Annotated in this window: 27 protein-coding genes; 8 read left to right on the top strand and 19 right to left on the bottom strand. The window is 73.3% G+C overall.

Going from position 1 to position 25779, the window contains the following annotated elements:
* Window positions 1–59 precede the first annotated feature (59 nt).
* The 4 genes from LPA42_RS22550 to rpmB form a co-directional block, all read right to left on the bottom strand.
* Complete coding sequence (locus tag LPA42_RS22550; protein ID WP_077939973.1) at window positions 60–896, bottom strand: class I SAM-dependent methyltransferase; 837 nt, start codon at window positions 894–896, stop codon at window positions 60–62.
* Between the two features lie 63 nt (window positions 897–959).
* Complete coding sequence (gene rpsN, locus LPA42_RS22545) at window positions 960–1265, bottom strand: 30S ribosomal protein S14 (protein WP_077939972.1); 306 nt, start codon at window positions 1263–1265, stop codon at window positions 960–962.
* Complete coding sequence (gene rpmG, locus LPA42_RS22540) at window positions 1265–1432, bottom strand: 50S ribosomal protein L33 (protein ID WP_077939971.1); 168 nt, start codon at window positions 1430–1432, stop codon at window positions 1265–1267. Before rpmG ends, rpsN begins: the two co-directional genes overlap by 1 nt.
* Window positions 1432–1668: a 50S ribosomal protein L28 gene (gene rpmB, locus LPA42_RS22535; RefSeq protein WP_077939976.1), complete on the bottom strand. Its 237-nt coding sequence runs from the start codon at window positions 1666–1668 to the stop codon at window positions 1432–1434. The genes rpmG and rpmB overlap by 1 nt, the downstream gene beginning before the upstream one ends.
* Before the next feature lie 260 nt (window positions 1669–1928).
* On the opposite strand from rpmB, the gene LPA42_RS22530 reads away from it, so the two are divergent.
* The gene (locus LPA42_RS22530; RefSeq protein WP_077939970.1) at window positions 1929–3224 is read left to right on the top strand and encodes a GTP-binding protein; all 1296 of its coding nucleotides are present in this window, start codon (window positions 1929–1931) and stop codon (window positions 3222–3224) included.
* The gene (locus tag LPA42_RS22525) at window positions 3221–3481 is read left to right on the top strand and encodes a type B 50S ribosomal protein L31 (RefSeq protein ID WP_077939969.1); all 261 of its coding nucleotides are present in this window, start codon (window positions 3221–3223) and stop codon (window positions 3479–3481) included. The genes LPA42_RS22530 and LPA42_RS22525 overlap by 4 nt, the downstream gene beginning before the upstream one ends.
* Window positions 3482–3605: 124 nt before the next feature.
* Here the strand turns inward: LPA42_RS22525 and LPA42_RS22520 are convergent, their stop codons facing one another.
* The 6 genes from LPA42_RS22520 to LPA42_RS22495 all read right to left on the bottom strand — a co-directional run bounded on the left by LPA42_RS22520 (window position 3606) and on the right by LPA42_RS22495 (window position 8745).
* Entirely contained in the window at window positions 3606–4832 is a 1227-nt protein-coding gene (locus tag LPA42_RS22520) for a GTP-binding protein (RefSeq protein ID WP_077939968.1), read from the bottom strand.
* Complete coding sequence (gene rpmF / locus LPA42_RS22515; RefSeq protein ID WP_077939967.1) at window positions 4829–5008, bottom strand: 50S ribosomal protein L32; 180 nt, start codon at window positions 5006–5008, stop codon at window positions 4829–4831. The genes LPA42_RS22520 and rpmF overlap by 4 nt, the downstream gene beginning before the upstream one ends.
* Before the next feature lie 32 nt (window positions 5009–5040).
* Window positions 5041–5286: a hypothetical protein gene (locus LPA42_RS22510; protein WP_077939966.1), complete on the bottom strand. Its 246-nt coding sequence runs from the start codon at window positions 5284–5286 to the stop codon at window positions 5041–5043.
* Window positions 5283–6482 carry a helix-turn-helix domain-containing protein gene (locus tag LPA42_RS34200; RefSeq protein WP_304442041.1) on the bottom strand — a complete coding sequence of 400 codons (1200 nt, stop codon included), beginning with the start codon at window positions 6480–6482 and terminating at the stop codon, window positions 5283–5285. Before LPA42_RS34200 ends, LPA42_RS22510 begins: the two co-directional genes overlap by 4 nt.
* Window positions 6483–6795: 313 nt before the next feature.
* Entirely contained in the window at window positions 6796–7944 is a 1149-nt protein-coding gene (locus LPA42_RS22500; RefSeq protein ID WP_228986842.1) for a helix-turn-helix domain-containing protein, read from the bottom strand.
* Between the two features lie 213 nt (window positions 7945–8157).
* Window positions 8158–8745 (bottom strand): TetR/AcrR family transcriptional regulator, encoded by a 588-nt coding sequence (locus LPA42_RS22495; protein WP_228986837.1) that lies wholly within the window; start codon window positions 8743–8745, stop codon window positions 8158–8160.
* 72 nt (window positions 8746–8817) lie between these two features.
* On the opposite strand from LPA42_RS22495, the gene LPA42_RS22490 reads away from it, so the two are divergent.
* Window positions 8818–9771, top strand: a complete 954-nt coding sequence (locus tag LPA42_RS22490; RefSeq protein WP_077939963.1) for a ketopantoate reductase family protein — start codon at window positions 8818–8820, stop codon at window positions 9769–9771.
* Here LPA42_RS22490 and metH read toward each other — a convergent pair.
* On the bottom strand, window positions 9753–13268 hold the full coding sequence (gene metH, locus LPA42_RS22485) for a methionine synthase (protein ID WP_198956759.1): 3516 nt from the start codon (window positions 13266–13268) through the stop codon (window positions 9753–9755). The genes LPA42_RS22490 and metH overlap by 19 nt on opposite strands.
* A gap of 212 nt (window positions 13269–13480) precedes the next feature.
* Here metH and LPA42_RS22480 point away from each other — a divergent pair, with 212 nt between their 5' ends.
* Together LPA42_RS22480 and LPA42_RS22475 are read left to right on the top strand one after the other, a co-directional pair.
* A complete protein-coding gene (locus LPA42_RS22480; RefSeq protein ID WP_043968784.1) occupies window positions 13481–14350 on the top strand; it encodes a PAC2 family protein in 870 nt (289 codons plus the stop codon).
* A gap of 137 nt (window positions 14351–14487) precedes the next feature.
* Complete coding sequence (locus LPA42_RS22475; protein WP_228986836.1) at window positions 14488–15279, top strand: GntR family transcriptional regulator; 792 nt, start codon at window positions 14488–14490, stop codon at window positions 15277–15279.
* 109 nt (window positions 15280–15388) lie between these two features.
* Here the strand turns inward: LPA42_RS22475 and mshC are convergent, their stop codons facing one another.
* The 4 genes from mshC to LPA42_RS22455 all read right to left on the bottom strand — a co-directional run bounded on the left by mshC (window position 15389) and on the right by LPA42_RS22455 (window position 19025).
* A complete protein-coding gene (mshC, locus tag LPA42_RS22470) occupies window positions 15389–16627 on the bottom strand; it encodes a cysteine--1-D-myo-inosityl 2-amino-2-deoxy-alpha-D-glucopyranoside ligase (protein ID WP_077939962.1) in 1239 nt (412 codons plus the stop codon).
* A gap of 163 nt (window positions 16628–16790) precedes the next feature.
* Complete coding sequence (locus LPA42_RS22465) at window positions 16791–17609, bottom strand: SCO1664 family protein (protein WP_077939961.1); 819 nt, start codon at window positions 17607–17609, stop codon at window positions 16791–16793.
* Window positions 17606–18190, bottom strand: a complete 585-nt coding sequence (locus tag LPA42_RS22460; RefSeq protein ID WP_077939960.1) for a DUF3090 domain-containing protein — start codon at window positions 18188–18190, stop codon at window positions 17606–17608. The genes LPA42_RS22465 and LPA42_RS22460 overlap by 4 nt, the downstream gene beginning before the upstream one ends.
* 121 nt (window positions 18191–18311) lie before the next feature.
* Entirely contained in the window at window positions 18312–19025 is a 714-nt protein-coding gene (locus LPA42_RS22455; RefSeq protein WP_077939959.1) for a histidine phosphatase family protein, read from the bottom strand.
* A 547-nt stretch (window positions 19026–19572) separates the two neighbouring features.
* Between LPA42_RS22455 and LPA42_RS22450 the strand changes: the two genes are divergently transcribed.
* Entirely contained in the window at window positions 19573–20169 is a 597-nt protein-coding gene (locus LPA42_RS22450) for a hypothetical protein (protein ID WP_077939958.1), read from the top strand.
* 145 nt (window positions 20170–20314) lie between these two features.
* Here LPA42_RS22450 and LPA42_RS22445 read toward each other — a convergent pair whose 3' ends face one another.
* Together LPA42_RS22445 and LPA42_RS22440 are read right to left on the bottom strand one after the other, a co-directional pair.
* Window positions 20315–21151, bottom strand: a complete 837-nt coding sequence (locus LPA42_RS22445) for an undecaprenyl-diphosphate phosphatase (protein WP_077939957.1) — start codon at window positions 21149–21151, stop codon at window positions 20315–20317.
* On the bottom strand, window positions 21148–22200 hold the full coding sequence (locus LPA42_RS22440; RefSeq protein WP_077939956.1) for an LLM class F420-dependent oxidoreductase: 1053 nt from the start codon (window positions 22198–22200) through the stop codon (window positions 21148–21150). Before LPA42_RS22440 ends, LPA42_RS22445 begins: the two co-directional genes overlap by 4 nt.
* A 183-nt stretch (window positions 22201–22383) precedes the next feature.
* On the opposite strand from LPA42_RS22440, the gene LPA42_RS22435 reads away from it, so the two are divergent.
* Window positions 22384–23355, top strand: a complete 972-nt coding sequence (locus LPA42_RS22435) for an aldo/keto reductase (RefSeq protein WP_043968769.1) — start codon at window positions 22384–22386, stop codon at window positions 23353–23355.
* Between the two features lie 91 nt (window positions 23356–23446).
* Complete coding sequence (locus tag LPA42_RS22430) at window positions 23447–23638, top strand: DUF5703 family protein (protein WP_043969542.1); 192 nt, start codon at window positions 23447–23449, stop codon at window positions 23636–23638.
* Window positions 23639–23704: 66 nt separating this feature from the next.
* Here LPA42_RS22430 and LPA42_RS22425 read toward each other — a convergent pair whose 3' ends face one another.
* Both LPA42_RS22425 and LPA42_RS22420 read right to left on the bottom strand, forming a co-directional pair.
* Window positions 23705–24385 carry a hypothetical protein gene (locus LPA42_RS22425; RefSeq protein WP_077939955.1) on the bottom strand — a complete coding sequence of 227 codons (681 nt, stop codon included), beginning with the start codon at window positions 24383–24385 and terminating at the stop codon, window positions 23705–23707.
* Window positions 24386–24445: 60 nt separating this feature from the next.
* Window positions 24446–25774, bottom strand: coding sequence for a M20/M25/M40 family metallo-hydrolase (locus tag LPA42_RS22420; protein WP_077939954.1), 1329 nt, complete (start codon window positions 25772–25774; stop codon window positions 24446–24448).
* Window positions 25775–25779 lie beyond the last annotated feature (5 nt).

Here is a 25779-nt window from a genome sequence, read left to right as displayed (position 1 = left end):
GTGCCGCCGGCGGGCCCCCGCGCGGGCCGGCGGCACGTCACCCGGCCACTGGCCGGCCCTCAGCCCAGGGGCGTACGCCAGATCCGCAGCTCGGTGTCCGGCGCCCGCTCGGCGAACCATCCCCCGGACGACGCCGCCGAGAGCAGGGCCCGCAGGTCGGCGTCGAACTCCGCCAGCCGCGGCCCGAACAGGTGCGGGGCCCCGTCCGAGCGCGAGTGCACCCACGCCACCACGTCGTCGACCGACCGCCGCACCACCACGCCGGACGGCACCCGCAGCCGCGTGGGGCCCGCGAACCCCGCCCCGGCCAGGACCCGCTCCTCGCCGCCCGGCGTCCCGTCCGGCAGGAACCCCCGACCGGCCCGCCGCACCGGCCCGAGCCAGCGGCGCACCAGCTCGGCGACCGCCTCGTACGGGGGCACCGGATCCGGCAGCCCCTCCGTCGACAGCGGCTCCTTGGCGTCGGCGACGTGCACGAACGCCCCGCCCGGCGGCAGCATCCCCCGCACCGTCGCGGCGACGGCGTCCTGCACCGTCCAGTGGAACGACTGCGCGAACACCACCACCCGGAACACGCCCAGCCCGGCGGGCAGGTCCTCGGCCCGCGCGCGTACCCACCGGATGGTGCCCACGCCGTCGCGCGCGGCCCGCAGCCGCGCCCGGGCCAGCATCCCGGCGTCGGGGTCCACGCCCACCGCCTCGGCGAAGCAGCCCGCCAGCGGCACGGTCACCGTCCCCGGGCCGCACCCCACGTCCAGCAGTCGCCCCGACCCGTCGAGACCCAGCTCGTCGGCCAGCGCCGCCACGAATCCGGCCGCGTAGGGCAGGCGGCCCCGCTCGTAGTGCGCGGCGGCGCCCGCGAACAGCGACTCGTCCCACGTCCACCGGTCCGTCACGGCCGCACCCTACCCGCCGCCGAGACCACCAGCGGTACGCTCACCGGATCGCACGTGGCGGCCTCACCACGACGCCTTGCGCACCCCGGGCAGCTCGCCGCGCAGGGCAAGCTCGCGGAACCGCACCCGGGAGAGCCCGAACCGGGTCAGCACCCCGCGGGGGCGGCCGTCGATCTGGTCGCGGGAGCGCAGCCGCACGGGGCTGGAGTCGCGCGGAAGCCGGCTGAGCCGGCGGACCGCCTCGGCCCGTACGTCGGGGTCGGTCCCCGGGTGGGCGACCAGCCGCTTCAGCTCCGCTCGCGCCTGGGCGTGTCGGGCCACCAGCTCCTGTCGGCGCGCCTGCCGGTCGACCATGCTCTTCTTCGCCATCAGCGCGCCTCGCGGAACTCGACGTGCCGGCGCACGACGGGGTCGTACTTGCGCAGGACCAGACGGTCCGGGTCGTTTCGACGGTTCTTGCGGGTCACGTACGTGAAGCCGGTGCCGGCGGTGCTGCGCAGCCGCACGATCGGACGGACGTCGCTCTGGCGGGCCATCAGACCTTCACCCCCCGGTTACGCAGCTCGGCGACGACCTTCTCGATGCCCTTGCGGTCCACGGTCCGCAGGGCCCTGGCCGTCAGGGTGAGGCTGACCCAGCGCCGCTCCGACGGAAGCCAGTAGCGGTGGTGCTGCAGGTTGGGGTTCCACCGGCGGCGGGTGCGCCGGTGGGAGTGGGACACGGCGTTGCCGAAGCTCGGCTTCGCGCCGGTGACGTCACAGCGTCGGGACACGGTGCTCACTCCTTCATGGGAGCCGTAACGATAACGACAATGATTTTCAGTTCTACACCAGCCGCGCGGCCGCATCCACACCGGGCCGCCACCGTCGACTCGCCACCGGGCGAGGACCCGACCCGGATCCCGGGACGGCGGGTCGCGCCCCGACTCGACCTCGGCACCCCGACCACGTCGGGCCCACAGGCCGATGCACACCCCGGCCGCGCCGTGTGCTTAGAATGACAATCGTTTTCAACTACGTCGAGAGGAGTCCGATGTCGTCGTCACCGCAGGCCCCGCCGCACGCCGCGCCAACCGACGCCGATACCCGCCCGTCGCTGACCGTCCTGTCCGGGTTCTGGCCGGCGGCAACCTTCGCCGTCGCCCGCACGCTGCTCGCCGCCGACGAGTCGCTGCTGCTGGTGCGGCACGACCTCGCCCGGATCCGCGACGGCGTCGTCCGTCGGGTGGTCCGCTCCGCCGCCGGCATCGTCGAGGACGAACGGATCGCCCTGCGGCACGGCTGCGTCTCCTGCACACTTCGCGAGGACGTGCTGCCCACCATCGCCCGCCTCGCCCGCACCCGTCCCGGCCGGGACCTGGTGCTCATGTTGCCGGAGGTGGTGGAGCCCGAGGCCGTCGCCGCCGCCTGCGCCCACTGCCTCGTCGACGGCAAGCCGATCACCGATCTCGTCCGCGTCGACTCCTACGTGACCGTCCTCGACGCCGAACACCTGCTCGACGGCCTGTCCAGCACCGACGACCTCACCACGCTCGGCATCCAGGCCGCCGAGGACGACCACCGCGCGCTCGCCGACGTCGTGGTGCGGCAGATCGAGTACGCCGACACGCTGGTGCTCTGGGGACAGTCGCGGGACGGCGCCTTCGACACCAGCAGGCTGTCGGTCCTGCTGCGGCGGATGGCCCCGTGGGCGACCCACCTCCGCGTCGACGGCGACCTCGTCGACGCCGGCGCGTTGACCCGCCAGTTGCGCCACACGCGTCGGCACCGTCCGGGAACCCCGGGGATACTCGCCCGCGGCCTGCAGGGCTACGCCCTCGGCGCACACGAGCCGGACCCCGACTGTGGGGTGGTCTCCGCCGTCTTCCGCGCCCGCCGGCCGTTCCACCCCCAGCGCCTGCACGACGTGCTGGAGGACGTGAACGCCGAGGTGATCCGCTCCCGCGGGCACCTCTGGCTGGCCAGCCAGCCCGACACGGTGGTGGCCTGGGAGTTCGCCGGCGGCGGCCTGGCCATGGGGTCCCTCGGGCACTGGCTGGTCAGCCTGCCCGAGGACCGCTGGGAACACGTCGACGACCAGCGCCGCATCGCCGCCGCCCTGGACTGGGACCCCTACTACGGCGACCGGCACCAGCACCTCGTCTTCATCGGCGTCGACATCGACCCCGTCGAGCTGCACCGCACCCTCGCCGGCTGCCTGCTCACCGACGCCGAACTCGCCGACGGCGAGGACGCCTGGCGCACCTACCCCGACCCGTTCGCCGGCTGCTTCCCCCTCGGGGCGGAGGAGCCGACCGACACCGACACCGAAGGGGAACGACCCGCATGAAGCCCGGCATCCACCCCGAGTACCGGCCCGTCGTCTACCGCGACAAGGGCGCCGACTTCGCCTTCCTCACCCGCTCCACCGCCACCAGCGACCAGACGGTCGAGTGGAACGACGGCAACACCTATCCCGTCATCGACGTGCAGATCTCGTCGGCGAGCCACCCGTTCTGGACCGGTAGGCAACGCCTGCTCGACACCGCCGGCCGGGTGGAGAAGTTCCGCCAGAAGTACGCCCGCCGCGGGCCACGGGGCGGGTGAACACCGGGCCGCCCGCCTCCCGGTGGCGGCGCGAATGGTGAGCCCACTCGCGCCGCCACCGGGCGATGTCCGACCCCGCCCTGCTGCTGCTCGACGAGCCCCGACTGCCCGGTGGCGGCCCTCGTCAGGCCGGGACCGGGTCCGCGTGGCCGGGCAGGTCCCCGAGGTCCCACCGGGGGAACGGGTCGGGCAACGCCCGCCACGCGTCCTCCCCGGCGGCGATCTCGGTGTCGGTGAGCAGGCAGGCCGCCAGGGCCGCCCGCAGGCCGTCGCCGTCGAGGTGCACGCCGATGAGGACGAGTTCCTGCTGCCGGTCGCCGAAGACCGGATGCCAGCGGGACTCCAGCTCGGCCCGCTCGTCGGGGTCCTGCGGCCACTGTCCCGACGCCACCACCGGGACGCCGAGCGGGTCGCACCGCCCCGTCGGGCCGGCCTGCGACCACAAGGCCTGGACGTCGGGGCGGCTGGCCAGCCACAGGAAGCCCTTCGACCGCACGACCCCGTAGCCGTCCACGCCCTCGGCGAACAGGCGCCACAGCCGCTGCGGGTGAAACGGCCGGTGGTCACGGAACACGATGCTGGAGATGCCGTACTCCTCCGTCTCCGGCACGTGCCCGCCGTTGAGTTCGGCGACCCAGCCGGGCGCGGTCTCCGCCCGCTCCAGGTCGAACCGGCCGGTGTCGAGCACCTCCGCCGGCGGGACCCGACCGTGCACGGCACGGACCTGCCGGGCGGCCGGGTTCAGCCGGGTCAACAGCGCCTCGACCACCTTCAGGTCCGCCGCGCCGACCAGGTCGGTCTTGTTGACCACCAGCACGTCGGCGAACTCGATCTGGTCGACGAGCAGATCCGCGATGCCACGGTCGTCACCCTCGTACGCGGCCAGCCCCCGCGCTTCCAGGCTCTCCCCCGCCTCGATCATGGCCAGCAGGCCCGCCGCGTCGACCACGGTGACCGTGGTGTCCAGCCTGGCCAGATCGTCGAGCACCTGCCCGCCCTCCACGCCGAAGGCGAACGTCGCGGCGACCGGCATCGGCTCGGAGATGCCGCTGGACTCGATCAGCAGGTAGTCGAAGCGGCCCAGCCGGGCCAGCCGGGCCACCTCGGCGAGCAGGTCGTCGCGCAGGGTGCAGCAGATGCAGCCGTTGGTCAGCTCGACCAGCCGCTCCTGCGTCCGCGACAACGCGCCGCCACCACGGACCAGCGCGGCGTCGACGTTCACCTCGCTCATGTCGTTGACGATCACCGCCACCCGCAGCCCGTCCCGGTTGGCCAGCACGTGATTGAGCAGGCTCGTCTTGCCGGCACCGAGAAACCCGGACAGCACCGTCACCGGGAGCCGTCCGGTCACGGCCGCTCCGCCACCTGACGCCCCTTGTACAGCCCGCAGTGGGCGCAGGCCCGGTGCGGCACCACCATCTCCTTGCGCGGGCACGGGCAGGGGGTCAGCTGCGGCACCGCCGCCTTCCACTGCGCCCGCCGGTGCCGGGTGTTCGACCGCGACATCTTCCGCTTCGGTACGGCCATGGGTTCTCCTTCGTCGAGAGGTCGACGCCATCTTAACGGAAGTGATTTTCGTTTCGCATAACCCCTCGGTCGTCGGCCGGACGGGCCGGCGCATTCCACAGCTGCACCTCCGTGGCCGCGTGGAGGACGTCGCGGGCGGCTGCGGCCGCCGGGCAGCCCACCGTGCGGCAGATCGGGCAGCGGCCGTCGGGGGCGGGTCGGTGCTCGCGCAGGACCCAACGGGCGGTGAGGATGAGCCGGTTGCGGATCTGGGCCAGGGACAGGAACGGCGCGGTCACCGAATGAGGCCGATCGCCGCGGCCAGGTGCGCGACGCCGGCCGGCGCCGGGCCGCCCCGGGCCACCTCGGCGATCACCGTACGCGCCAACGGCCGCACCCGGACCTCGGCCGGCGCGATCCGGTCCGCCTCGACCAGGGCGCGGCCCGCCCCCAGCAGGTCACCGACCTGGAGGTACGCCCGCGCGGCGTCGACCAGATGCGCGGCCCGGTGTTCGACGGGCAGCCGCCGCCACCCGGGCAGCCTGACCGTCTCCGTGTGCTGGGCGACCGCCTCGCCGCCGTCGCCCAGCTCCACGGCCGCCGCAACCCGCGCCACCCGCACCGCCGCCGCCCCGAACCCGGTGCGGTGATGGTCCTGGCCGCCGTCGACACGCTCGGCGATCTCGGCGGCCTGGTCGAGCAGTTCCGTCACGCTGCGGTGGTCGCCGCACGTGGCGGCGGCGAGAGCCGCCTCGACCAGCAACGTCCCACACACCGCCAGGTCCTGCGGCGGGGCGTCGTGCAACACGCTCGGCGCGATCCGGTGTGCGGCTGTGATCGACGCCGCCATGGCCAGCCGGCCCTGCCCCGCCGCGCGCAGCGCCTGCCCGAGCGGCACCGCCGCCACCGCCGCCCACACCGGGTCACCGGCGGACAGGGCCGTCGCCCGGTCGGCCGCCAGCCACGCCACGTCCGGCTCACCGAGCTTCACCAGCAGGGAGGCGACGATCCGGTAGACCTGCCTCAGCAGACCCGCCACGTCGCCCCCGGCGACGGTGGCGTGCGCGGATCGCGCATCGGCGAGCAGGGTAGGTACCAGCCGCGTCAACTGTGGGTAGTGCGCGTGCTGATACGTCAGCCACGCGTGCTCCACCCGCCGGTGCAGCTCGCCCGTCGATCCCCCCGGCCGCGCGTCCGGCTCGGCCGCGGGGATGTCGTAGCAGGCGAGCGCCGCCCGGACCCCCCGCACGCCCTCGGTCCCGATGGTCCTCGCCAGCCGCACGTCATCGCCCAGCAGGACCGCCGCGTCCACCCGCAGCACCTCGGCGACGTCCTGGATGACGGAGAACCGGTCCAAGGCACGAACGCCACGTTCGACCTTGTCCACCCAACTCTTGGACTTACCCAACCGATCGGCGAGCATCTGCTGCGTCATCCGCCGCAGCACCCGCCACTGCGCCACCCGCCGACCTATCGCCGGCTCACCGCTTCCCACGACGCCACCGCCGGTCCGGCACCGCTCGGGTCGTCTCCTCGACCGGTATCCGTTCGGCCTCGGCCTGTGCGAGGATCCGCTGTCTTGCCGCCTCCCGTTCGTCCGCCTCCGCCTGCTCGCCCCGGCTCGGCCCTGCATCGCGCTGCGTGCCGCCCATCTGCAACCCTTCGGGAAGGGGCGCGGCGGGGTTTCCGGGAAGGACCGCCACCGCCGCGCCGGCTCAAGGCCACGGCGGCAGTCAGATCGAAGCAGCCGCAACCGTGATCAGAACGCTACGGACAGCACATGCGGCCGCTGGAACGCCTACGCACCACTACTGCACGGTCATGCTCATCCGCTCACACAGGCCCCGCAGTTCCGGCGAGGCAACGCCCCGGCGCAGCAACGCCCGGGCCGTCTCCCGCGCCGACGTCGACGAACGCGCGTGCTGCGGACCGACTCGTTCCGCCGCGAGCAGCATCCGCACCGCGTCCCGGCCCCGCCCGACCGCCTCTGCGGCCCGGCTCATGTCCAGCCAGAAGTACACCTGCCGTACCGCCGGCAGGCCGCTCACGTCCACACCGGCGACCGTCCGAATCGCCTCCTCCGGTCGGCCCGTGTCGAGCTGAAACGCCATCCGCCACAGCGCCACGTTGCGTGGGCCCCAGGCAAGATCCCAGCTCTCGGTCTCCCCCGTGTGCGCGGCGATCCGCGCCGCCTCGGCGAGGTGCTCCTCCGCGCCCGCCCGGTCACGCAGGCCGGCAAGGTGATGGGCCCGCGCGAGATGCAGGAACCCGAGCACGTCCAGGGCCCCGTCCGCCCCGCTGCCCGCCAGGCCGGCACCCGCCGCGTCGCACCACGCCCGCGCCGGCCCGTACGCGCCGGAGTAGGCCGACACCCGCGCCCGGTTGGCCGCCGCCACCCCTGCCGCCACCGGATCGTCCAGCAGTCCCGCCGCCTCCGCACAGCGTTCCGCCGCGAGCCACGCGTGAGCCGGATAACCGACGTTGAGCAGGGAACCCATCGCAACCCCGTAGACCGGCACCATCTCCGCCAACGCCGCCCGCCGATCGGTCAGGCCATGCATCGCCGGCACCAAGTCGACAAGCCTGCGCAGGGCACCCGCGTAGTCACACCGCCCGTACAGGGCGCGCACGAGCCCTGCCTCCCGGCGCACCTGCTCGACGGTGGCTGGCAGCTCCCGCCTGCCGGCCATCGGCGTGTCCATCATGATCCGCCACACCCGTTCGGCATCGATCCGCGCCGCATCGAGCTGCCGATCGGCCGGCGTGTACGCCTGCCCGGTCAGATCGACCACCGAGCACTCCAGCGCCGCAGCAAGGTCTACCACCATGTACCGATCGGTGCGCTGCTGGCCACGCTCGATCCGCGACCACGATGTATGGGAGATGCCGGCACGGCTGGCGGCATGCCGGATGCTCCAACCGCGCAGCTCGCGACGGATCCGGATGCGATCACCGATCGACGGATCGACGGGTATGGGACGACGGGGCATCAGCGACACTCCCAGGTCGAGGGCTGACCGGCATGCCCGCTGGCATCAACCAGCGGCCATTTCGGACGGTACACTCGAACGCACTGACCGCAGTGTTACCCGGCGGAGCTTCACGTCGGCGGCCAACCGCCACTGTCGCTCCCGTCGCGGTCAATCAGGGGCGGTGCCGGGCGGCGTCGCTCATGGCGCGGGCGCGGCGTGGCGGAGGCCCGCGAGGACGAGGGTGACGACCTGGTCCGCGTCGGCGCGGAAGTCCGGGTGGTCGTACGCCGCGCAGATGCCCTGGAGGGCGATCATGACGGCGCCGGCGCGCACGTCGTCGCGGACGGTTCCCGCCTCGGCGGCGGAGGTCAGCAGGTCGGCGACGACCTGATGCAGGGCCTGGGCGCCCTCGGCCATCGTGTCCGGGCGGGTGGCCATGAGCGCCGCGAGAGTGCGGGCGAGGCCCTGGTGGGCGTGCAGGTGGGCGACGAGGCCACGCAGGAAGGACTCCAGCGCCTCGTCGGCGGGGAGGGCGGCGTGCAGGGCGCGGGCGCGATCGCACAGTGCGGTGAGTTCTTCGCGGTAGACCGCCTCGGCCAGGGCCTCCCGGGTCGGGAAGTGCCGGTAGAGCGTGCCGGTGCCCACGCCGGCCAGCTTGGCGAAGTCGTCGAAGCGCAGGTCGAAGCAGTTGTTGGCGAAGAGTTCGCGCGCCTTGGCGAGCAGGGCGTCGCGGTTGCGGCGGGCGTCGGCGCGCAGCGGCTTGGCGTCGGTCACGTGGGATCCCATGTTGACAAGTGGAGACCGTCTCCATATTTTGGAAGTGGAGATGGTCTCCAATTATAGCCTACGGGGCGGCGCGTGAAGATCTTGATGTTCGGCCGGGGCGTGATCGGCGCGGTCTACGGGTGGGCCCTGGAACGGGCCGGGCACCACGTCGAGTTCTACGTCCGGCCGGGGCGGGCGGCGGCGTACGGGGATGCGATCGACCTCGATCTGCTCGACGCGCGACGCCGGCCGTGGGGGAAGCGGGTCACCGAGAAGTGGCCGGTACGCTACCGCGAGTCGCTGGAGCCGGACCACGACTTCGACCTCATCGTGCTCAGCGTGCAGCACTACAACTTCGCGGAGGCCGCAGCCTTCCTGGGGCCGCGGGTCGGCGGGGCCACGGTGCTCGTCTTCAACAACCTGTGGGTCGATCCGCTGACCGCGATCGAACATCTCCCCACGGAGCAGGTGGCCTGGGGCTTCCCCGGGGCCGGTGGCGGCTTCGGCGACGACGGCGTGCTGCGCGCGGCGCTGCTGCCCACCGTCTTCCTCGGCACGCTCGACCGGCCGCCAACCGCGCGCGAGCAGGCCGTACGCGGGCTGTTCCGCGCGGCGGGGCTCAGGGTCCGGGAAAACTCCGACTTCCGGGGCTGGCTGGCGATCCACTTCGTCCAGAACGCGGGCCTGCACACGCAGAGCCTGCGGCTTGGTTCCCTGTCCACGATGACGCGCGGCGACGTACGCGAGGCGATCCTCGCCGTCCGCGAGCTGCTGCCGCTGGTCGAGGCCCGCGGCGTCGAGCTGCGGCGGCATCGGGCCGACCTGCTGCCGTTCACCGCGCCCGTCTGGCTGGCCGCACCGGCAGTCGCCTGGCTCCTCGCCCGGTTCCCGCCGATGCGCCGGGTGACGACCGCCCACGCCAACCCCGAGGAGCTGCGCGCGATCTGCCGCGACACGCTGGCGGAGGCACGGCGGCTGGGGGTCAAGGTGCCCCGGCTGGAGGCAGCCGAGCCCTACTTCACCGACAGTCACCGGGCATTGAAGTAGCTCGCCTCCGGGTGGTGCACCACGATCGCGTCCGTCGCCTGCTCCGGCACCAGCTGGAACTCCTCCGACAACTGCACCCCGATCCGCTCCGCGCCCAGCAGGTCCACGATCTTCGCCCGGTCCTCCAGGTCCGGGCAGGCCGGGTAGCCGAACGCGTACCGGCAGCCGCGGTAGTCGGTGCGCAGCAGGCCCGCCAGGTCCGCCGGGTCGTCGTCGGCCACCGTACGGCCGCCCGGCAGCGTCAGCTCCGCGCGGATCCGCCGGTGCCAGTACTCCGCCAGGGCCTCGGTGAGCTGCACCGACAGGCCGTGCACCTCCAGATAGTCCCGGTAGGAGTTCCCGGCGAACATCTTCGCCGTGTAGTCGCTGATCGGCTGCCCGACCGTCACCAGCTGCAACGCCACCACGTCCAGGCCGTCGCCGCGCGGCCGGAAGAAGTCGGCCAGGCACAGCCGCCGCTCCTGCCGCTGCCTCGGGAACGAGAACCGGGCCCGCTCGGCGCGCCCGTCCTCGTCGAGCACCACCAGGTCGTTGCCCTCGGAGTACGCCGGGAAGTACCCGTACACCACGGCCGCCTCGAGGACCTTGTCGGCGGTCAGCCGGTCCAGCCAGTACCGCAGCCGGGGCCGCCCCTCGGTCTCCACCAGCTCCTCGTACGACGGGCCCTTGCCGCCCCGCGCGCCCCGCAGCCCCCACTGCCCCAGGAACGTCGCCCGCTCGTCCAGCAGCGCCGCATAATCCGCCAGCGGCACCCCCCGCACCACCCGCGTGCCGAGGAACGGCGGCGTCGGCACCGCCACGTCGACCGCCACGTCCGAGCGCACCGACGCGTCGTCCAGCCCCGGCAGCGCCTGCCCGACCGTCGCCCGCTGCCGCTCCCGGCGCTGCCGCCGCGCCGCCAGGGCCGCCTCCCGCTGCGGGTCCACCACCGGCGCGCCGCCCCGCTTGGCCGTCATCACCCGGTCCATCAGCGACAGCCCCTCGAACGCGTCCCGGGCGTAGTGCACCTGACCGGGGAACGCCGCCCGCAGGTCGTCCTCCACGTACGCCCGGGTCAGCGCCGCCCCACCGAGCAGCACCGGCCAGCGCTGCGCCACCCCGCGCTCGGCCATCTCGGCCAGGTTCTCCTTCATGATCACCGTGCTCTTGACCAGCAGCCCCGACATGCCGATCGCATCGGCCCGGTGCTGCTCGGCCGCGTCGAGGATCGCCGAGATCGGCTGCTTGATGCCGATGTTGACCACCTCGTAGCCGTTGTTGGACAGGATGATGTCCACCAGGTTCTTGCCGATGTCGTGCACGTCGCCCTTGACGGTGGCCAGCACGATCCGGCCCTTGCCGCCGTCGTCGGCCTTCTCCATGTGCGGCTCCAGGTAGGCCACCGCCGTCTTCATCACCTCGGCCGACTGCAGCACGAACGGAAGCTGCATCTGGCCCGAGCCGAACAGCTCCCCGACCACCCGCATGCCGTCCAGCAGCAGGTCGTTGATGATCGACAGCGGCGACCGGCCCCCGGCCATCGCCGCGTCTAGGTCGGCCTCCAGGCCGTTGCGCTCGCCGTCGACGATCCGCCGCCGCAGCCGCTCGTCCAGCGGCAGCGCCGCCAGCTCCTCCGCCCGGGTGGCCCGCGCCGACGACGCGTCCACCCCCTCGAAGACCTCGATGAACCGCTGCACCGGGTCGTAGCCGGCGCGCCGCCGGTCGTACACCAGATCCAGCGCGGCCTCCCGCTGCTCGTCGGGGATCCTCGACATCGGCAGGATCTTGCTGGCGTGCACGATCGCCGACGTCAGCCCCGCCCGCACGCACTCGTGCAGGAAGACCGAGTTGAGCACCTGCCGGGCCGCCGGGTTCAGCCCGAACGACACGTTCGACACGCCGAGGGTGAAGTTGACCCCCGGCCAGCGCCGCGCGATCTCCCGGATCGCCTCGATCGTCTCGACGCCGTCGCGGCGGGTCTCCTCCTGGCCGGTGGCGATCGGGAACGTCAACGCGTCGATCAGGATGTCGGACCGGCGCAGCCCCCACCGCCCGGTCAGGTCCTCGATCAGCCGCTGCGCGACCCGCACCTTCCACTCGGCCGTGCGGGCCTGCCCCTCCTCGTCGATGAGCAGCGCCACCACCGCCGCCCCGTGCTCGACGACGACCGGCATCACCCGGGCGTAGCGGGAACCCGGCCCGTCGCCGTCCTCGAAGTTGACCGAGTTGACCACGCACCGCCCGCCGAGCATCTCCAGCCCGGCCTCGATCACCGCCGGCTCGGTCGAGTCCAGCATGATCGGCAGCGTGGACGCGGTGGCGAACCGCCCGGCCAGCTCCCGCATGTCCCGGGTGCCGTCGCGGCCCACGTAGTCCACGCACAGGTCCAGCAGGTGCGAGCCGTCCCGGGCCTGGCTGCGGGCGATCTCCACGCACGCCTGCCAGTCGCCGGCGAGCATCGCCTCCCGGAACGCCTTCGACCCGTTGGCGTTGGTGCGCTCCCCCACCATCAGGACGCTGGCGTCCTGCGCGAACGGCACATGGTGGTAGATCGAGGAGACCCCGGCCTCGGCGCGCGGCTCGCGGGCACCCGGCCGCGCCCCGCGCAGCCGCTCGGCGACCAGCCGGATGTGCTCCGGCGTCGTCCCGCAGCAGCCGCCGACCACCGACACCCCGTACTCGGCGACGAACCGCTCCAGCGCGTCGGCCAGCTCCACCGGGGTCAACGGGTAGACCGCGCCGTCGGCGGTGAGCTGCGGCAGGCCGGCGTTCGGCATCACCGACAGCGGCACCCGCGCGTGCTGGGACAGATAGCGCAGGTGCTCGGTCATCTCCGCCGGGCCCGTCGCGCAGTTCAGCCCGATCAGGTCGATGCCCAGCGGCTCCAGCGCGGTCAGCGCCGCGCCGATCTCGCTGCCCAGCAGCATCGTGCCGGTGGTCTCCACCGTGACGTGGCAGATCAGCGGCACGCGCCGCCCGGCCTCGGCCATCGCCCGCCGGGACCCGACCACCGCCGCCTTCACCTGCAGCAGGTCCTGGCAGGTCTCGACGATCAACGCGTCCACGCCACCGGCGAGCAGGCCCGCCGCGTTCTGCTGGTACGCGTCGCGCAGCGTCGCGTACGCGGCGTGCCCGAGGGTGGGCAGCTTCGTGCCGGGGCCGATCGCACCGAGCACGAACCGGGGCCGCTCGGGGGTGCCCCACGCGTCGGCGGCCTCCCGGGCGAGCCGCGCGCCGGCCTCGGACAGCTCCCCGATCCGGTGCTCGATGCCGTATTCGCCGAGGTTGGCCAGGTTGGCGCCGAAGGTGTTCGTCTCGACGCAGTCCGCGCCCGCCGCGAGGTAGGCGTCGTGCACCCCGCGGACGACGTCCGGGCGGGTGACGTTGAGGATCTCGTTGCAACCCTCGTGCCCCTCGAAGTCGTCCAGTGTCAGCTCGGCCGCCTGGAGCATCGTCCCCATCGCGCCGTCGGCGACGAGAACCCGCTCCGCCAGCACGTCCAGCAGCGAAGTCCCCACCCCACTCAGGGTAGTGCGAGGATCCGGCGGTGGGGGCGGGCCGCGACGCACCGGCAGCCCGCGGGCCGGACCGGCGCGGCCGACGGGCCGCATCCGGCCCCGACACGTAGGCTGACGGACGTGAAGGACATCAGGGACGTCACCGGGCCCGGCAGGCGGACGACCGGGCCGCAGCCCGGGACCGCCCGCCGACGACAGGGTGAGGTGACGGCATGACCGAGTTCGACGGACTGCCGGTGCTGCGGTCCCCCGTGGCCATCGCCGCTTTCGAGGGCTGGAACGACGCCGCGGACGCCTCCACCGCGGCGGTCGAGCACCTGGAACAGGTCTGGCAGGCGCGGCAGGTCACCGAGCTGGACCCGGAGGACTTCTACGACTTCCAGGTCAGCCGGCCGACGATCACGATGGCCGACGGCGAGACCCGCCGCGTCGAGTGGCCCACCACCCGGTTCATGGTGGCCAGCCCGGAGGGCACCGAGCGGGACGTGGTGCTGATCCGGGGCATCGAGCCGAGCATGCGCTGGCGCACGTTCTGCGAGCAGGTGCTGGAGATCTGCCACAGCCTGGAGGTCGAACGGGTGGTGCTGCTCGGCGCGCTGCTGGCCGACGTGCCGTACACCCGGCCGTTGCCGATCAGCGGCAGCGCCTCCGACGCGGAGGCCGCGCGGCGCTACCAGCTCACCCCCACCCGCTACGACGGCCCCACGGGCATCGTCGGGGTGCTGCACGACGCCTGCACGCGCGCCGAGGTCGACGCGGTGTCGTTCTGGGTGCACGTGCCGCACTACGCCAACAACCCGCCCTGCCCCAAGGCCACCCTCGCGCTGCTGCACCGGGTCGAGGAGGTGCTCGACCTGCCGGTGCCGATGGCCGACCTGGCGGAGGAGGCGGCGGAGTGGGAGCAGCGGGTGCGCGGAGCCGCCGAGCAGGACGCCGAGCTGGGGGAATACGTGCGCGAGCTGGAGGAACGCGTCGGCGACGCGGGCATCACCCCGCTGACCGGCGACGAGATCGCCCAGGAGTTCGAGAAGTACCTGCGCCGGCGCGGCGGCTCGGCCGGCCCGACGGCCGGCTCCTGGTAGCCGGCTCCTTCGGGCAGCCACGCTCCTTCCGAAAGCCCCCGGGCCGGACCGGTCCGGGGGCTTTCGCGTGTCCGGGGTGGCGCGCTCACATCCCCTAGGGCATCCTAGGAACCTAGCTGTGATCTCCAGGAGGAGCCATGCAGATCAACCCGGGTGCGGCCGAGTTCCCGCACCGGCAGATCGCCGCGCAGCTCAAGGCCCAGGTGCGCCGCGGCGACTGGGGGCCGGGCGAGCGACTGCCGTCCATCCCGGCCATCGCCGAGATGTTCGGCGTCGCCAAGCAGACCGTGCAGCGCGCCGTCGACCAGCTGCGGGTCGAGGGCATCCTGATCACCAAACCCGGCTCCGGTACGTACGTCAGAGGCACCCGGCGCCGGCTCAACCGCCTCTCCCGGGGCCGGTACGGCGGCTTCCGCGGCTACCACACCGACCTGGCCGCCCGCTACCGTCAACAGCTCGTCTCGGTCGGCCGCGCCCCCGCCCCGCCCGAGGTGGCCGACGCGTTCGGCGTCGCCGACGGCACCGAGCTGCTCTGCCGCCGCCACCTCGTACGCACCGAGGACTCCCCCGTCGAGGTGGGCGCCTCCTGGTTCCTGCCGGCCGACACCGCCGGCACCACCCTGGAGCGGGGCGAGGCGTTCGGCCGGCCCCTCTACCAGGAGGCGGAGGAGGCCACCGGCCGGCAGTACGTCACCGCCACCGACACCATCACCGCCCGCCAGCCCAGCCGGGAGGAGGCGGAGACCCTCCAGATCCGCCCCGACACCCCCGTGCTGCACCTGCTGCACGTCGCCTACGACGCCCGGCGCAAGCCCATCGAGGTCGCCCAGGCCACCTGGCCCGGCCCGATGACGACGCTCACCGAGGAATACAAGATCCCGTCCCCCACCCCGGACCCCGACCCGGACCCGGGCCTGATCCTGGGCTGACCCGGCCCTGCCCCCGTGCCCTCTACTCCCCCCGCCCCCGCCGCCCGCCCCGGTGATCAGGAGGTTTGCGTCATCGTCGAGATGGCGGGGTCACGGGGTGAGTGAGGGGTTAGAGGCGGAGGCCGAGGAGGGCGTCGACGGTCGTGGCAAAGAGGGCCGGGGCCTCGGGGTCCGTCCCCTCGCCGGCGAGGGCACGCTCTGCCCAGTCGTCGGCGAGCGCGAGCGCGCCCGGGGTGTCCAGGTCGTCGCCGAGGCGCTCGCGTACCCCCGCCAGGAAGTCGTCGCCGGACGGCCCGGACGGCGCGGCGGCGGCCCGCCGCCAGCGGGCCAGGCGCTCCTGCGCGGCCACGAGCAGCTCGTCGGTCCAGGTGCGGTCGGCGCGGTAGTGGCCGGCCATCAGCCCGAGCCGCACCGCCATCGGATCCACCCGGTCAGCCCGCAGCCGGGAGACGAAGACCAGGTTGCCCTTGGACTTCGACATCTTCTCGCCGTTCAGGCCGATCATGCCGGCGTGCACGTAGTGGGTCGCGAACGGCGACCGGCCGGTGAGCCGCTCGGCGTGCGCGGCGGAACACTCGTGGTGCGGGAAGAGCAGGTCGTTGCCGCCGCCCTGCACGTCGATCGACTCGCCGAGCAGGTTCAGCGCGATCACCGCGCACTCGATGTGCCAGCCGGGCCGGCCCGGGCCGAGGTCGCCGCCGGGCCAGGACGGCTCGCCCTCGCGGGCGCCGCGCCACAGCAGCGGATCGAGGGGGTCGCGCTTGCCGGCCCGCTCCGGGTCGCCCCCGCGCTCGGGGAAGATCTCCAGCATCTCGGCCCGGGACAGGTTGGACTCGTAGCCGAACTCGGGCGCGGCGGCGATGTCGAAGTAGACGTCCCCGGTGCCGTCGTCGAGCCGGTACGCGGCCCCGTCCTTGAGCAGGGTGAGAACCTTGTCGGCGATGTCGGGGATCGACTCGACCGCGCCGACGTAGTGCGCCGGCGGGATCATCCGCAGCGCCTCCATGTCCTCGCGGAACAGCGCGGTCTCCCGCATGGCCAGGACCTTCCAGTCCTCGCCGTCGCGCTCGGCCCGCTCCAGCAGCGGATCGTCGATGTCGGTGACGTTCTGCACGTAGCGCACCGTCAGGCCGGCGTCGAGCCACATCCGCTGCACCAGGTCAAAGGTGATCATGGTGGCGGCGTGGCCGAGGTGCGTGGCGTCGTACGGGGTGATGCCGCAGACGTACATGGTGGCCACGTCGCCAGGTCGACTGGGATGGGCACCGCGTCGCGCCGAGTCGAACAATGTCAGCGGGCCGCCCCTGCCGGGCAGCCGTGGCACCTCATGTCCCGTCCAAGACTCCATGACCGTCAGCCTAGCCAGCCGCCCCGCGCGCCGGACCCACGCCACGGGTGACCAACGCGACAACCGCTCGCGCCCCTGGTGACCGCCCTGGCGGGCCTGCCGGACCGACGGCTGCATCGGCGGCTCGCACTGACCCGGCTACGTCGGCGGCGTGGACCGACGGCTACATCGGCGGCCAGGGCATCGCCGGCCAGTCCTGCGGCGGCTGGGGGAACCGGCCCCCGTCGCGCAGCCGGCCCACCCGGGCCGCCAGCTCGGCGACCTCGCGGATCGTCAGGTGCTCGGCCAGCTCCTCGCCCAGCTCCCCGCCGAGCCGGACGGTCAGGTCGGCGAGCATCTCCAGGGCGTCCGGCGGCAGCTCCCGGCCGGCCCAACCCCAGAGCACGGTGCGCAGCTTGTCCTCCACGTGGAAGCTCACCCCGTGGTCGACGCCGTAGAGCCGGTCGTCCGCGCCGAGCAGCACGTGGCCGCCCTTGCGGTCCGCGTTGTTGATGACCGCGTCGAGCACCGCCAGCCGGGCCAGGCGCGGATCGTCGGCGTGCGCCAGTGCGTACGCGGCACCGTCGTCGTCCCGGGCCGCCGCGACCGGGAACCAACGCGGCGGCACCGCCTCCGCCGGCACGAAGCCGACCAGCGGCTCGGCGTCGTCGGGCTCGTCGATCCACAGTTGACAGGAGCCCGGCCCGAACGGGCCGTCGCGCAGCACCGTCGGCGGGACCAGGTCCCAGCCGGTGGCGCGGGAGACCAGGTACGCCGAGACCTCCCGGCCGGCGAGGGTGCCGTCCGGGAAGTCCCAGAGGGGACGCTCGCCGCGCACCGGCTTGTAGACGCAGCGGGCGCTCACCCCGTCGAGGGTGAGCGCACCGAGCAGCGTCGCGTTCGACGCGTCGACCAGGCGGCCTTCGACGGTCAGCTCACCGTCGCGGAGCAGCCGTAGCGTCGCCACGTCGTCCTGCCGACGTTCGAGTTCGGACGAGGTCACCGGTGATAACCGTTGTGCCGCGGGCAGAGATGCCCGGCGGGATCCAGCGGCTGGCCGCAGAGCGGGCAGGGCGGGCGACCGGCATTGACCACCCGGCGGGCCCGCTCGATGAACTCGCGGGTCGCCTCGGGGGTCAACCGGACGCGCAGCCGGTCCAGGTCCTCGTCCGGCTCCTCGTCGTCCTCATCGTCGTCGTCCTCGTCCTCGTCGCCGCCCAGCTCGACCTCGGTCTCCGCCTCGCCGGCGGCGATCGCCTCGATCACGACGGTCGCGGTGTCGACGTCGAAGGCCAGGCCGAGGGTGCCGACGCGGAACTCCTCGTCGACCGGCGTGTCCAGCGGGTCGTTGTCGCCCACCGACGTCACCGCTTCGGGCAACTGCACGCCGAAGCGGCGCTGCGCCTCGGTGAGCAACTCCTCCAGCTTCTCGGCGAGCAACGACACCTGGACCTTCTCCAGCGCGACGCTGACCAGCCGGCCTCCGCCGCGGGCCTGCAAGAAGAACGTGCGCTCCCCGGGCGCCCCGACGGTCCCGGCGACGAACCGCTCCGGCGGCTCGAAGGCGTGCACCTGGTGGGTCATACCCACGACCCTATCCGGCGTGCCACAGCGTCGCGCACCCCACCGACCCGGAATCGCGCGCCCGCGCCGCACCCGTCCTGCCACCCGGGCCGACCGACCGGGAGGACGCCCGCCGTCGGCCTCACCGCCCGGCCCCCGCTCCTCCGCCGACCGCCGCGTCGGACTCCGCCGGCCGCGTGGCCCGCCGCCGACGCCGGCGCGACGGCGGCACCAACCCGGCCAGGTCACCGCCGGTGTCGTTGAGCCGCAGCAGGAAGGGCCGCAGCGGCGTGTACCGGATCGCCGTGACCGACGCCGGGTCCGCGACGATGCGCTGAAAAAGATCAAGGTGTACGCCGAGCGCGTCCGCGACGATGGCCTTGATCACATCGCCGTGGCTGCACGCCAACCAGACCGCCTCGGGCCCGTGCTCAGCGGTGATCCGGGCGTCCCAGGAACGCACCGTGGCGACAGCTCGGGCCGCCATCGCCGCCATGGCCTCCCCGTCGGGGAAGACGACGGCGCTCGGGTGCTGCTGGACCACCGGCCAGAGCGGTTCCTTGGCGAGCTTCTTGAGCGGCTGTCCCTCCCAACTGCCGTACCCGCACTCGATCAGCCCCTCGTCCACCGTCGGCGCGGCCTGCGGCAGGGCCAGTTCCAGGGTCTGCCGGCACCGGACCAGCGGGCTGGTCACCACCGCCGCGAGGGGCAGCCCGCGCAGCCGCTCACCCACCGCGCTCGCCTGGGCCCGGCCCGTGTCGTCCAGCTCGACGGGCTGCCGTCCGGCGAGACCGCCGTCGGCGTTCGCGGTGGTGCGGCCGTGCCGCAGGAGGAGAAGAGTCGCCACGCTGCCCACCCTAGGCGGTACGGACCGGGACGCGGCGATAGGTTGATCGACTCCGTGTCGGCGACATGGCGGCGTCAACGCGCCGGGACACCCCCACCTGCCCGGCATCCCGTCACGCCACCACCCGTGTGGGCGGTTTGTCCGACCCGGGCGCGGTGATCGACTTCATGTCGGGCAGGTGGGGGCATCCCGCGCCGTTGATACCCCCACCTGCCCGGCATCCCGTCACCCCTCCACCGGAATGAGCGAATTGTCCGACCCGACGGGGTGCGTGTGGGGCGGGCCGGGGTTGGGCCGGGTCAGGCCGGGGCCGGGGTGGTGACCGGCGGCACCCTGCGGCCGGAATCCCGGCCGGGGCGGGGGCGTTACACCTGACGGACGACCGCAGCAGCCGGTCGCCGGTCGTTACACCTGGACCCGGCGCCGCAAGGCAGCCGACCCTCCTCTTCTTCCCCCGTTGTTCGTTGTTCGGGCGCCTCGACGTGGTGCTCGCACACCCCCGCCATGCCCCCTTCGGCGCGCGGGTGTGCCGACCCCCCGGATAGGAGACACCCCCATGAACACGACCATCCTGCGTAAGAGCGTCCTCGGCATCGCCGGACTCGCGTTCGCCGGCGGCCTCGCCGCCGGCCCCCTCAACCACCACACCACCAGCGGCACTGTCGACGCGCGGCCCGTCGCCGCCGCACAGGCCGACACGACCACCGACGCCGGGAAGCTGATCCCGCACGGTGTGCAGGGCGCGCAGTCGCGCATCGACCTCGACGCCGAGCAGACCGCCAACGCCAAGGCCATCATCGCCGCCACCAAGAAGACCGGCCTCGACGAACGCGCCGCCGTCATCTCCATCGGCACCGCCCTGCAGGAGTCGAAGCTGCAGAACCTCGGTCACCTGGGTGACCGCAACGACCACGACTCCCTCGGCCTGTTCCAGCAACGCCCCTCCAGCGGCTGGGGCACCCCGGAGCAGATCACCGACCCGCAGTACGCGACCACCGCGTTCCTCAAGGGCCTCCGACAGGTCGACGGCTGGCAGGACATGCCCCTGACCGACGCCGCCCAGACCGTGCAGGTCTCCGCCTACCCCGACGCCTACGCCCAGTGGGAACAGCAGGCCGCCGACCTCGTCACCCAGCACTGGAACAACAGCTGACACCACACACATACACACACGCTGCCGGCCGGGCCCCGACAACAGGGGCCCGGCCGGCAGCGTCTTCACCTCAGCAGCCGAGTGTTAGGAAGGGGCCCCTCCTATACAGAAAGCGTTAACAAGGGGCCCTTCCTTGCATGCGCTCCTAGGTGGCGGCGATGGTGCCCGTCATCAGGAGGGCGAGCACGAGGGTGCCCAGGGCCACCCGGTACAGCACGAAGACGTAGAGGGTGTGGTGGGCGACGTAGCGCAGCAGCCAGGCGATGGCCGCGTAGCCGATGACGAAGGCGATGAGCGTGGCCACCACCATCTGCGCCCCGCTCGGCGCGGACGTCCCCGGCGCGGACGGCTCGAAGACGTCCCCGACGCTGAAGATGCCGGACATCACGACCGCCGGGATGGCGAGCAGGAACGAGTACCGGGCCGCCGCCTCCCGGGTGAGGTTGAGCAGCAGTCCGGCGGTGAGCGTGCCGCCGGAGCGGGACACGCCGGGGATCAGCGCCATCGCCTGGGCGAAGCCCATGACGATGCCGTCGCGCATCCGGAAATTCTCCAGGGTGCGGCTCTGCCGCCCCCAGTACTCGGCGAAGGCCAGCACGAACGCGAAGACGATCAGCGTGGTGGCGACCACCCACAGGTTGCGCCCGGCGGTGCGGATCTGGTCCTTGAACAGGAAGCCGAACAGCCCGATCGGGATCGAGCCGACGATGACGTACCAGCCCATCCGGTAGTCGAGGCTGGCACGCACCGAGCGGTCCCAGAGCCCGACGATCCAGGTTCGGGTGATCCGCCAGATGTCCTTGGCGAAGTAGATGAGCACCGCCGCCTCGGTGCCGAGCTGGGTGACGGCGGTGAACGACGCGCCGGCGTCCCGGCCGAAGAAGATCGCCGAGGTGATCCGCAGGTGCCCCGACGAGCTGACCGGGAGGAACTCCGTGAGCCCCTGGACGACGCCCAGGACGATGGCCTCGATCCAGGTCACTCGCCGACCCCGGACATCTCGAGGGCCTCGGCGACGGTGCGCAGCGTCTGCACGCCGCTGTCGCGGTCGGCGACGAAGAGGGTCACCGACAGGGTGGTGACGCCGGCGGCGGCGTACTCGCGCAGGCGCTCGGCGATGCGCTCCTTGGGCCCGAGCAGCGAAGTGCGGTCGATGAACTCCATCGGCACGGCGGCGGCCGCGTCGCGCTGCCGCTTGGCCAGGTAGAGGTCCTGCACCTCGCGGGCGGCGTCGCCGTAGCCCATCCGGGTGGCGAGCTGGTTGTAGAAGTTCTGCTGCCGGCTGCCCATGCCGCCGACGTAGAGGGCGGCGTACCAGCGGACCAGCTCGGCACAGGTCGCCACGTCGTCGCCGACGACCACCGGCACCGACGGCACGACGTCGAAGCCGGCCAGCTCCTTGCCGGCCTTCGCCCGGCCGGCGGCCACGGCGGCGAGCTGCTCGTCGGCGAACTCCGGGGCGTAGAAGACGGCCAGCCAGCCGTCGGCGATCTCGCCGGCCAGCTCAAGGTTCTTCGGGCCGACGGCGGCGAGGTAGATCGGGACCTGCTCGCGCGGCGGGTGGAAGCCCAGTCGCAGCGCCTTGCCGGGGCCGTCGGGCAGCGGCAGGGTGTAGAACTCGCCGTCGTACGCGACCTCCTTGCGGGCGATGGCGAGCTTGACGATGTCGACGTACTCGCGGGTGCGGGCGAGGGGCTTGGCGAAGCGCACCCCGTGCCAGCCCTCGGAGACCTGGGGGCCGGAGACGCCCAGGCCGAGCCGGAACCGGCCGCCGGAGAGCGCGTCGATGGTCGCCGCCGTCATGGCGGTCATGGCGGGGGTCCGGGCGGGGATCTGCATCACCGCGCTGCCGACGTCGATCCGTTCGGTCTGGCCGGCGATCCAGGCCAGCATGCTCGGCGAGTCGGAGCCGTACGCCTCCGCCGCCCACACCACCGAGTAGCCGAGCCGGTCGGCCTCCTGGGCGAGCGCCACATGGTCGGCGGGTGTGCTCCACGCCGTCTGGTATCCGAGACTGAGCCCGAGTCGCACTGGTCCTCCCCCATCGGCGCACCACAGGTCGCATCAGGTTACGCAATGCGGGCGGCCCGGCCGATCACCGGCTCACCCCCGAACCCGCCGCCCGGCCGGGTGCAGGGTGTCGCCCGGAGGGCGAGCAGGAACTTGACGGGAGCGAGGATATCCGTGGCGGCGGGTTCGAAATAAGGTTCACCCATGCAACAGCGACCGCTCGGCCGAAGCGGGCTGGCGGTTTCCCGGCTCGCGCTCGGCACCATGACCTGGGGCCGGGACACCGACGCCGACGACGCGGCCGCCCAGCTCAAGAGCTTTCTCGACGCGGGCGGCAACCTGGTGGACACCGCCGACGTGTACGGCGACGGGGACGCGGAGTCGGTCATCGGGTCGCTGCTGGGCAGCCTGGTTCCCCGCGACGAGCTGCTGATCGCGACGAAGGCGGGGCTGCGGCCGGGCAGCGGCCGGCGCCGGGACGGCTCCCGGGGTCATCTGCTGCGCACCCTGGACGCCTCGCTGCGCCGGCTCGGCACGGACCACGTCGACCTGTGGCAGGTGCACGGGTACGACCCGGACACGCCCCTGGAGGAGACCCTCGCGGCGCTGGACCACGCGGTGGCCAGCGGCCGGGTCCGCTACGTCGGGGTGTCGAACTTCTCGGGCTGGCAGACGGCCCGGGCGGCGGCCTGGCAGGCGGCCTGGCCGGGGCGGGCGCCGGTGGTGGCCGCCCAGGTGGAGTATTCGCTGCTGGAGCGGGGCGTCGAGCGGGAGGTGCTGCCGGCGTGCGCGGCGCTGGGGCTGGGGGTGCTGCCCTGGTCGCCGTTGGGGCGGGGGGTGCTCACCGGCAAGTACCGGCACGGCCGGCCGGCGGACTCGCGGGCGGCGTCGCCGCACTTCGAGCCGTTCGTGGCGACGTACCTGGAGCCGCGCTGCTCCAGCATCGTGGAGGCGGTGGCCACGGCGGCCGGGGGGTTGGGCGTGTCGCCGCTGGAGGTGGCGCTCGCGTGGATCCGGGACCGGCCGGGCGTGACGGCGCCGATCCTCGGCGCGCGGACGGTCGGGCAGTTGCTCGGCGCGCTCCAGGTGGAGCGGATGACGCTGCCGGCGGAGATCATCGTCGCGCTCGACGACGTGTCGGCGGTGCCGGTGGGCTATCCCGAGCGGGACGGCTGAGCGGATCCGGCCAGGCCCCCGCGCTGCCGGGCTGGGCCGGGCGGGGCGCGGAGGGTGGCGGACGGCCGCCGGGCTGGGCAGCATGGAACGCATGGACTACGAATACGCGCCGCTGCGGCTGCCCTCGAACGTCGACCGGCTGACCGCCGCGGCGCAGTTGGCGATCCAGGCGGAGTTCTCCGGGTGGGAGCTGGCCCGGGTGCGGTTGTACCGGGACGGCACGCGGCAGGTGGTGCTGCGGCGCCGCGTGGTGAACCAGCCGCAGCCCGGCCTGTCGTACTGACCCGGGCGGCACGAGCCCGGCGTCCCGGGGCCCGGCCGGCTGGCCGGGCCCCGGGACGAGCCCGGCCTAGTGGTGGTGCCCCGCGTGGTCGTGGCCCGCGTGGTCGTGCTCCTCGTCGGTCAGGTCGAGGAACGGGTGCTCGTCGAGGCGGCCCACGAGGCGGTCGTCGGCGGCCGGCTGGAACGGGCCCACCGGATCGTCGTCGTCGAAGGACTCCAGGTCGACGGGGGTGCCGACCTCGCTGACCATCACGACCCCGTCGAGCGGCTCCAGCTCCGGCACGTCCAGCGCGGACAGCGAGCCGTCGCCGCTCTGCAGCAGCTCCAGCACCGCCTCGCCGACGCCCTCGACGGGTGCGGCCTCGTCCTCCTCGGGGGTGCCCTCGCGGCGGGCGGCCTCGGCGGCCCGGATCAGCGCGGCGACGCTGGGCACCCGGTAGTCGCGGCGCTGGCGCACCGAGATGACCCGGGGGTGCGGGTCGGTCGCCTCGACGCCGTCGGCCGCGCCGAAGCGCTCGTCGGCCTCGTCGGGGTCGATGGACTCGACGTCCCAGGGTGTGACCTCGCCGAACGCGTCGAGCAACTGCTCGTCGTAGGCGAACGAGGCGTTGTTCAGGGCGACGTACGCCTGCCAGACGTCGTCGTCGTCGATGCGGCCCTGTGCGGCGCGGACGGCGGCCAGGTGGTGGCGGGCGGCGTCGATCACCCGCTCCAGGGCGGCGTCCAGCTCACCGTGCTGGTCGGTCATGTGCGTTCCCTTCGCGATGGGGGACGATCCGTGCCGGGCGGGATGGGGCGGCGGACACGGTCAGCAATTCCGGAGGAAGCGGTCGAGAACCCGCACGCCGAACTGTAGTCCGTCCACCGGCACCCGCTCGTCGATGCCGTGGAACAGGCCGGAGAAGTTGAGGTCGGGCGGCAGCCGCAGCGGGGCGAAGCCGAAACAGCGGATGCCGAGCTGCGAGAACGCCTTGGCGTCGGTGCCGCCGGAGAGCATGTAGGGCACGGGCCGGGCGCCCGGGTCCTCCGCCCGCAGCGCCGCCGACATGGCCTCGACGAGGTCGCCGTCGAAGGTGGTCTCCAGGGCGGGCTGGCGGTGGACGTACTCGATGGCGATGTCGGGGCCGACCAGCTCGCGCAGCTGCTGTTCGAGGAGCTCGGACTGGCCGGGCAGGCTGCGGCAGTCGATGGTGGCGGTGGCCCGGCCGGGGATGACGTTGTCCTTGTAGCCGGCGGCGAGCCGGGTCGGGTTGGCGGTGTTGCGGATGGTCGCGCCGATGATGTTGGCGATGGGGCCGAGCTTGGCGATGGCCGTCTCCGGGTCCTCGGGGTCGAGTTCGACGCCGAGCAGGTCGGAGACCTCCTCCAGGAAGGCCCGCACGGTGTCGGTGACGACCACGGGGAAGCGGTGCCGGCCGATGCGGGCGACGGCCTCGGCGAGCGCGGTGACGGCGTTGTCGTCGTGCACCATCGAGCCGTGGCCGGGGCGGCCCTTGGCGTGCAGCCGCAGCCAGTCGATGCCCTTCTCGGCGGTCTCGATGAGGTAGAGCCGCTGGGAGTCGTCGACGGTGTAGGAGAAGCCGCCGACCTCGCCGATGGCCTCGGTGCAGCCGTCGAAGGCGTCGCGGTGGTGCTGGACGAGGTAGTGCGCCCCGTAGTCGCTGCCGGCCTCCTCGTCGGCGGTGAACGCCAGCACGATGTCGCGGGCGGGCCGGACGCCGGTGCGTTGCCAGTTCCGCACCACGGCCAGCACCATGGCGTCGAAGTCCTTCATGTCGATCGCGCCCCGGCCCCACAGGTAGCCGTCGCGCAGCTCGCCGGAGAACGGGTGCACCGACCACTCGTCGGCGTCGGCGGGGACGACGTCGAGGTGGCCGTGGACGAGCAGGGCGTCCCGGCCGGGGTCGGCGCCGGGGATGCGGGCGACGAGGTTGGCCCGGCCGGGGGCGGACTCGTGGATGCGGGACTCGACGCCCACCTCGGCGAGTTTCTCGGCGACGTACTCGGCGGCGACGCGCTCGCCCGCGCTGGTGGCGTTGTCCCCGGTGTTGGTGGTGTCGATGCGCAGCAGGTCGCGGCAGAGGTCGACGACCTCGGCGGTGGGGTCGGGCGGGGCGGAGGCGGCGTCGCTCGTCATCGGTT

This window comes from Micromonospora sp. DH13 (assembly GCF_020873825.1).
Lineage (GTDB): Bacteria > Actinomycetota > Actinomycetes > Mycobacteriales > Micromonosporaceae > Micromonospora > Micromonospora haikouensis.
Note: the sequence above shows the minus strand (reverse complement) of the source record. Positions and strands in the feature narration are given on the sequence as shown.

Coding starts and splice junctions, on each gene's coding strand:
- LPA42_RS22430 (WP_043969542.1), top strand. CDS start 23,447: ATGGACTACGAATACGCGCCGCTGCGGCTGCCCTCGAACGTCGACCGG.
- LPA42_RS22475 (WP_228986836.1), top strand. CDS start 14,488: ATGCAGATCAACCCGGGTGCGGCCGAGTTCCCGCACCGGCAGATCGCC.
- LPA42_RS22525 (WP_077939969.1), top strand. CDS start 3,221: ATGAAGCCCGGCATCCACCCCGAGTACCGGCCCGTCGTCTACCGCGAC.
- LPA42_RS22425 (WP_077939955.1), bottom strand. CDS start 24,385: ATGACCGACCAGCACGGTGAGCTGGACGCCGCCCTGGAGCGGGTGATC.
- LPA42_RS22420 (WP_077939954.1), bottom strand. CDS start 25,774: ATGACGAGCGACGCCGCCTCCGCCCCGCCCGACCCCACCGCCGAGGTC.
- rpsN (WP_077939972.1), bottom strand. CDS start 1,265: ATGGCGAAGAAGAGCATGGTCGACCGGCAGGCGCGCCGACAGGAGCTG.
- LPA42_RS22530 (WP_077939970.1), top strand. CDS start 1,929: ATGTCGTCGTCACCGCAGGCCCCGCCGCACGCCGCGCCAACCGACGCC.
- LPA42_RS22450 (WP_077939958.1), top strand. CDS start 19,573: ATGAACACGACCATCCTGCGTAAGAGCGTCCTCGGCATCGCCGGACTC.
- rpmG (WP_077939971.1), bottom strand. CDS start 1,432: ATGGCCCGCCAGAGCGACGTCCGTCCGATCGTGCGGCTGCGCAGCACC.
- mshC (WP_077939962.1), bottom strand. CDS start 16,627: ATGGAGTCTTGGACGGGACATGAGGTGCCACGGCTGCCCGGCAGGGGC.
- LPA42_RS22480 (WP_043968784.1), top strand. CDS start 13,481: ATGACCGAGTTCGACGGACTGCCGGTGCTGCGGTCCCCCGTGGCCATC.
- LPA42_RS22495 (WP_228986837.1), bottom strand. CDS start 8,745: ATGGGATCCCACGTGACCGACGCCAAGCCGCTGCGCGCCGACGCCCGC.
- LPA42_RS22435 (WP_043968769.1), top strand. CDS start 22,384: ATGCAACAGCGACCGCTCGGCCGAAGCGGGCTGGCGGTTTCCCGGCTC.
- LPA42_RS22460 (WP_077939960.1), bottom strand. CDS start 18,190: ATGACCCACCAGGTGCACGCCTTCGAGCCGCCGGAGCGGTTCGTCGCC.
- rpmF (WP_077939967.1), bottom strand. CDS start 5,008: ATGGCCGTACCGAAGCGGAAGATGTCGCGGTCGAACACCCGGCACCGG.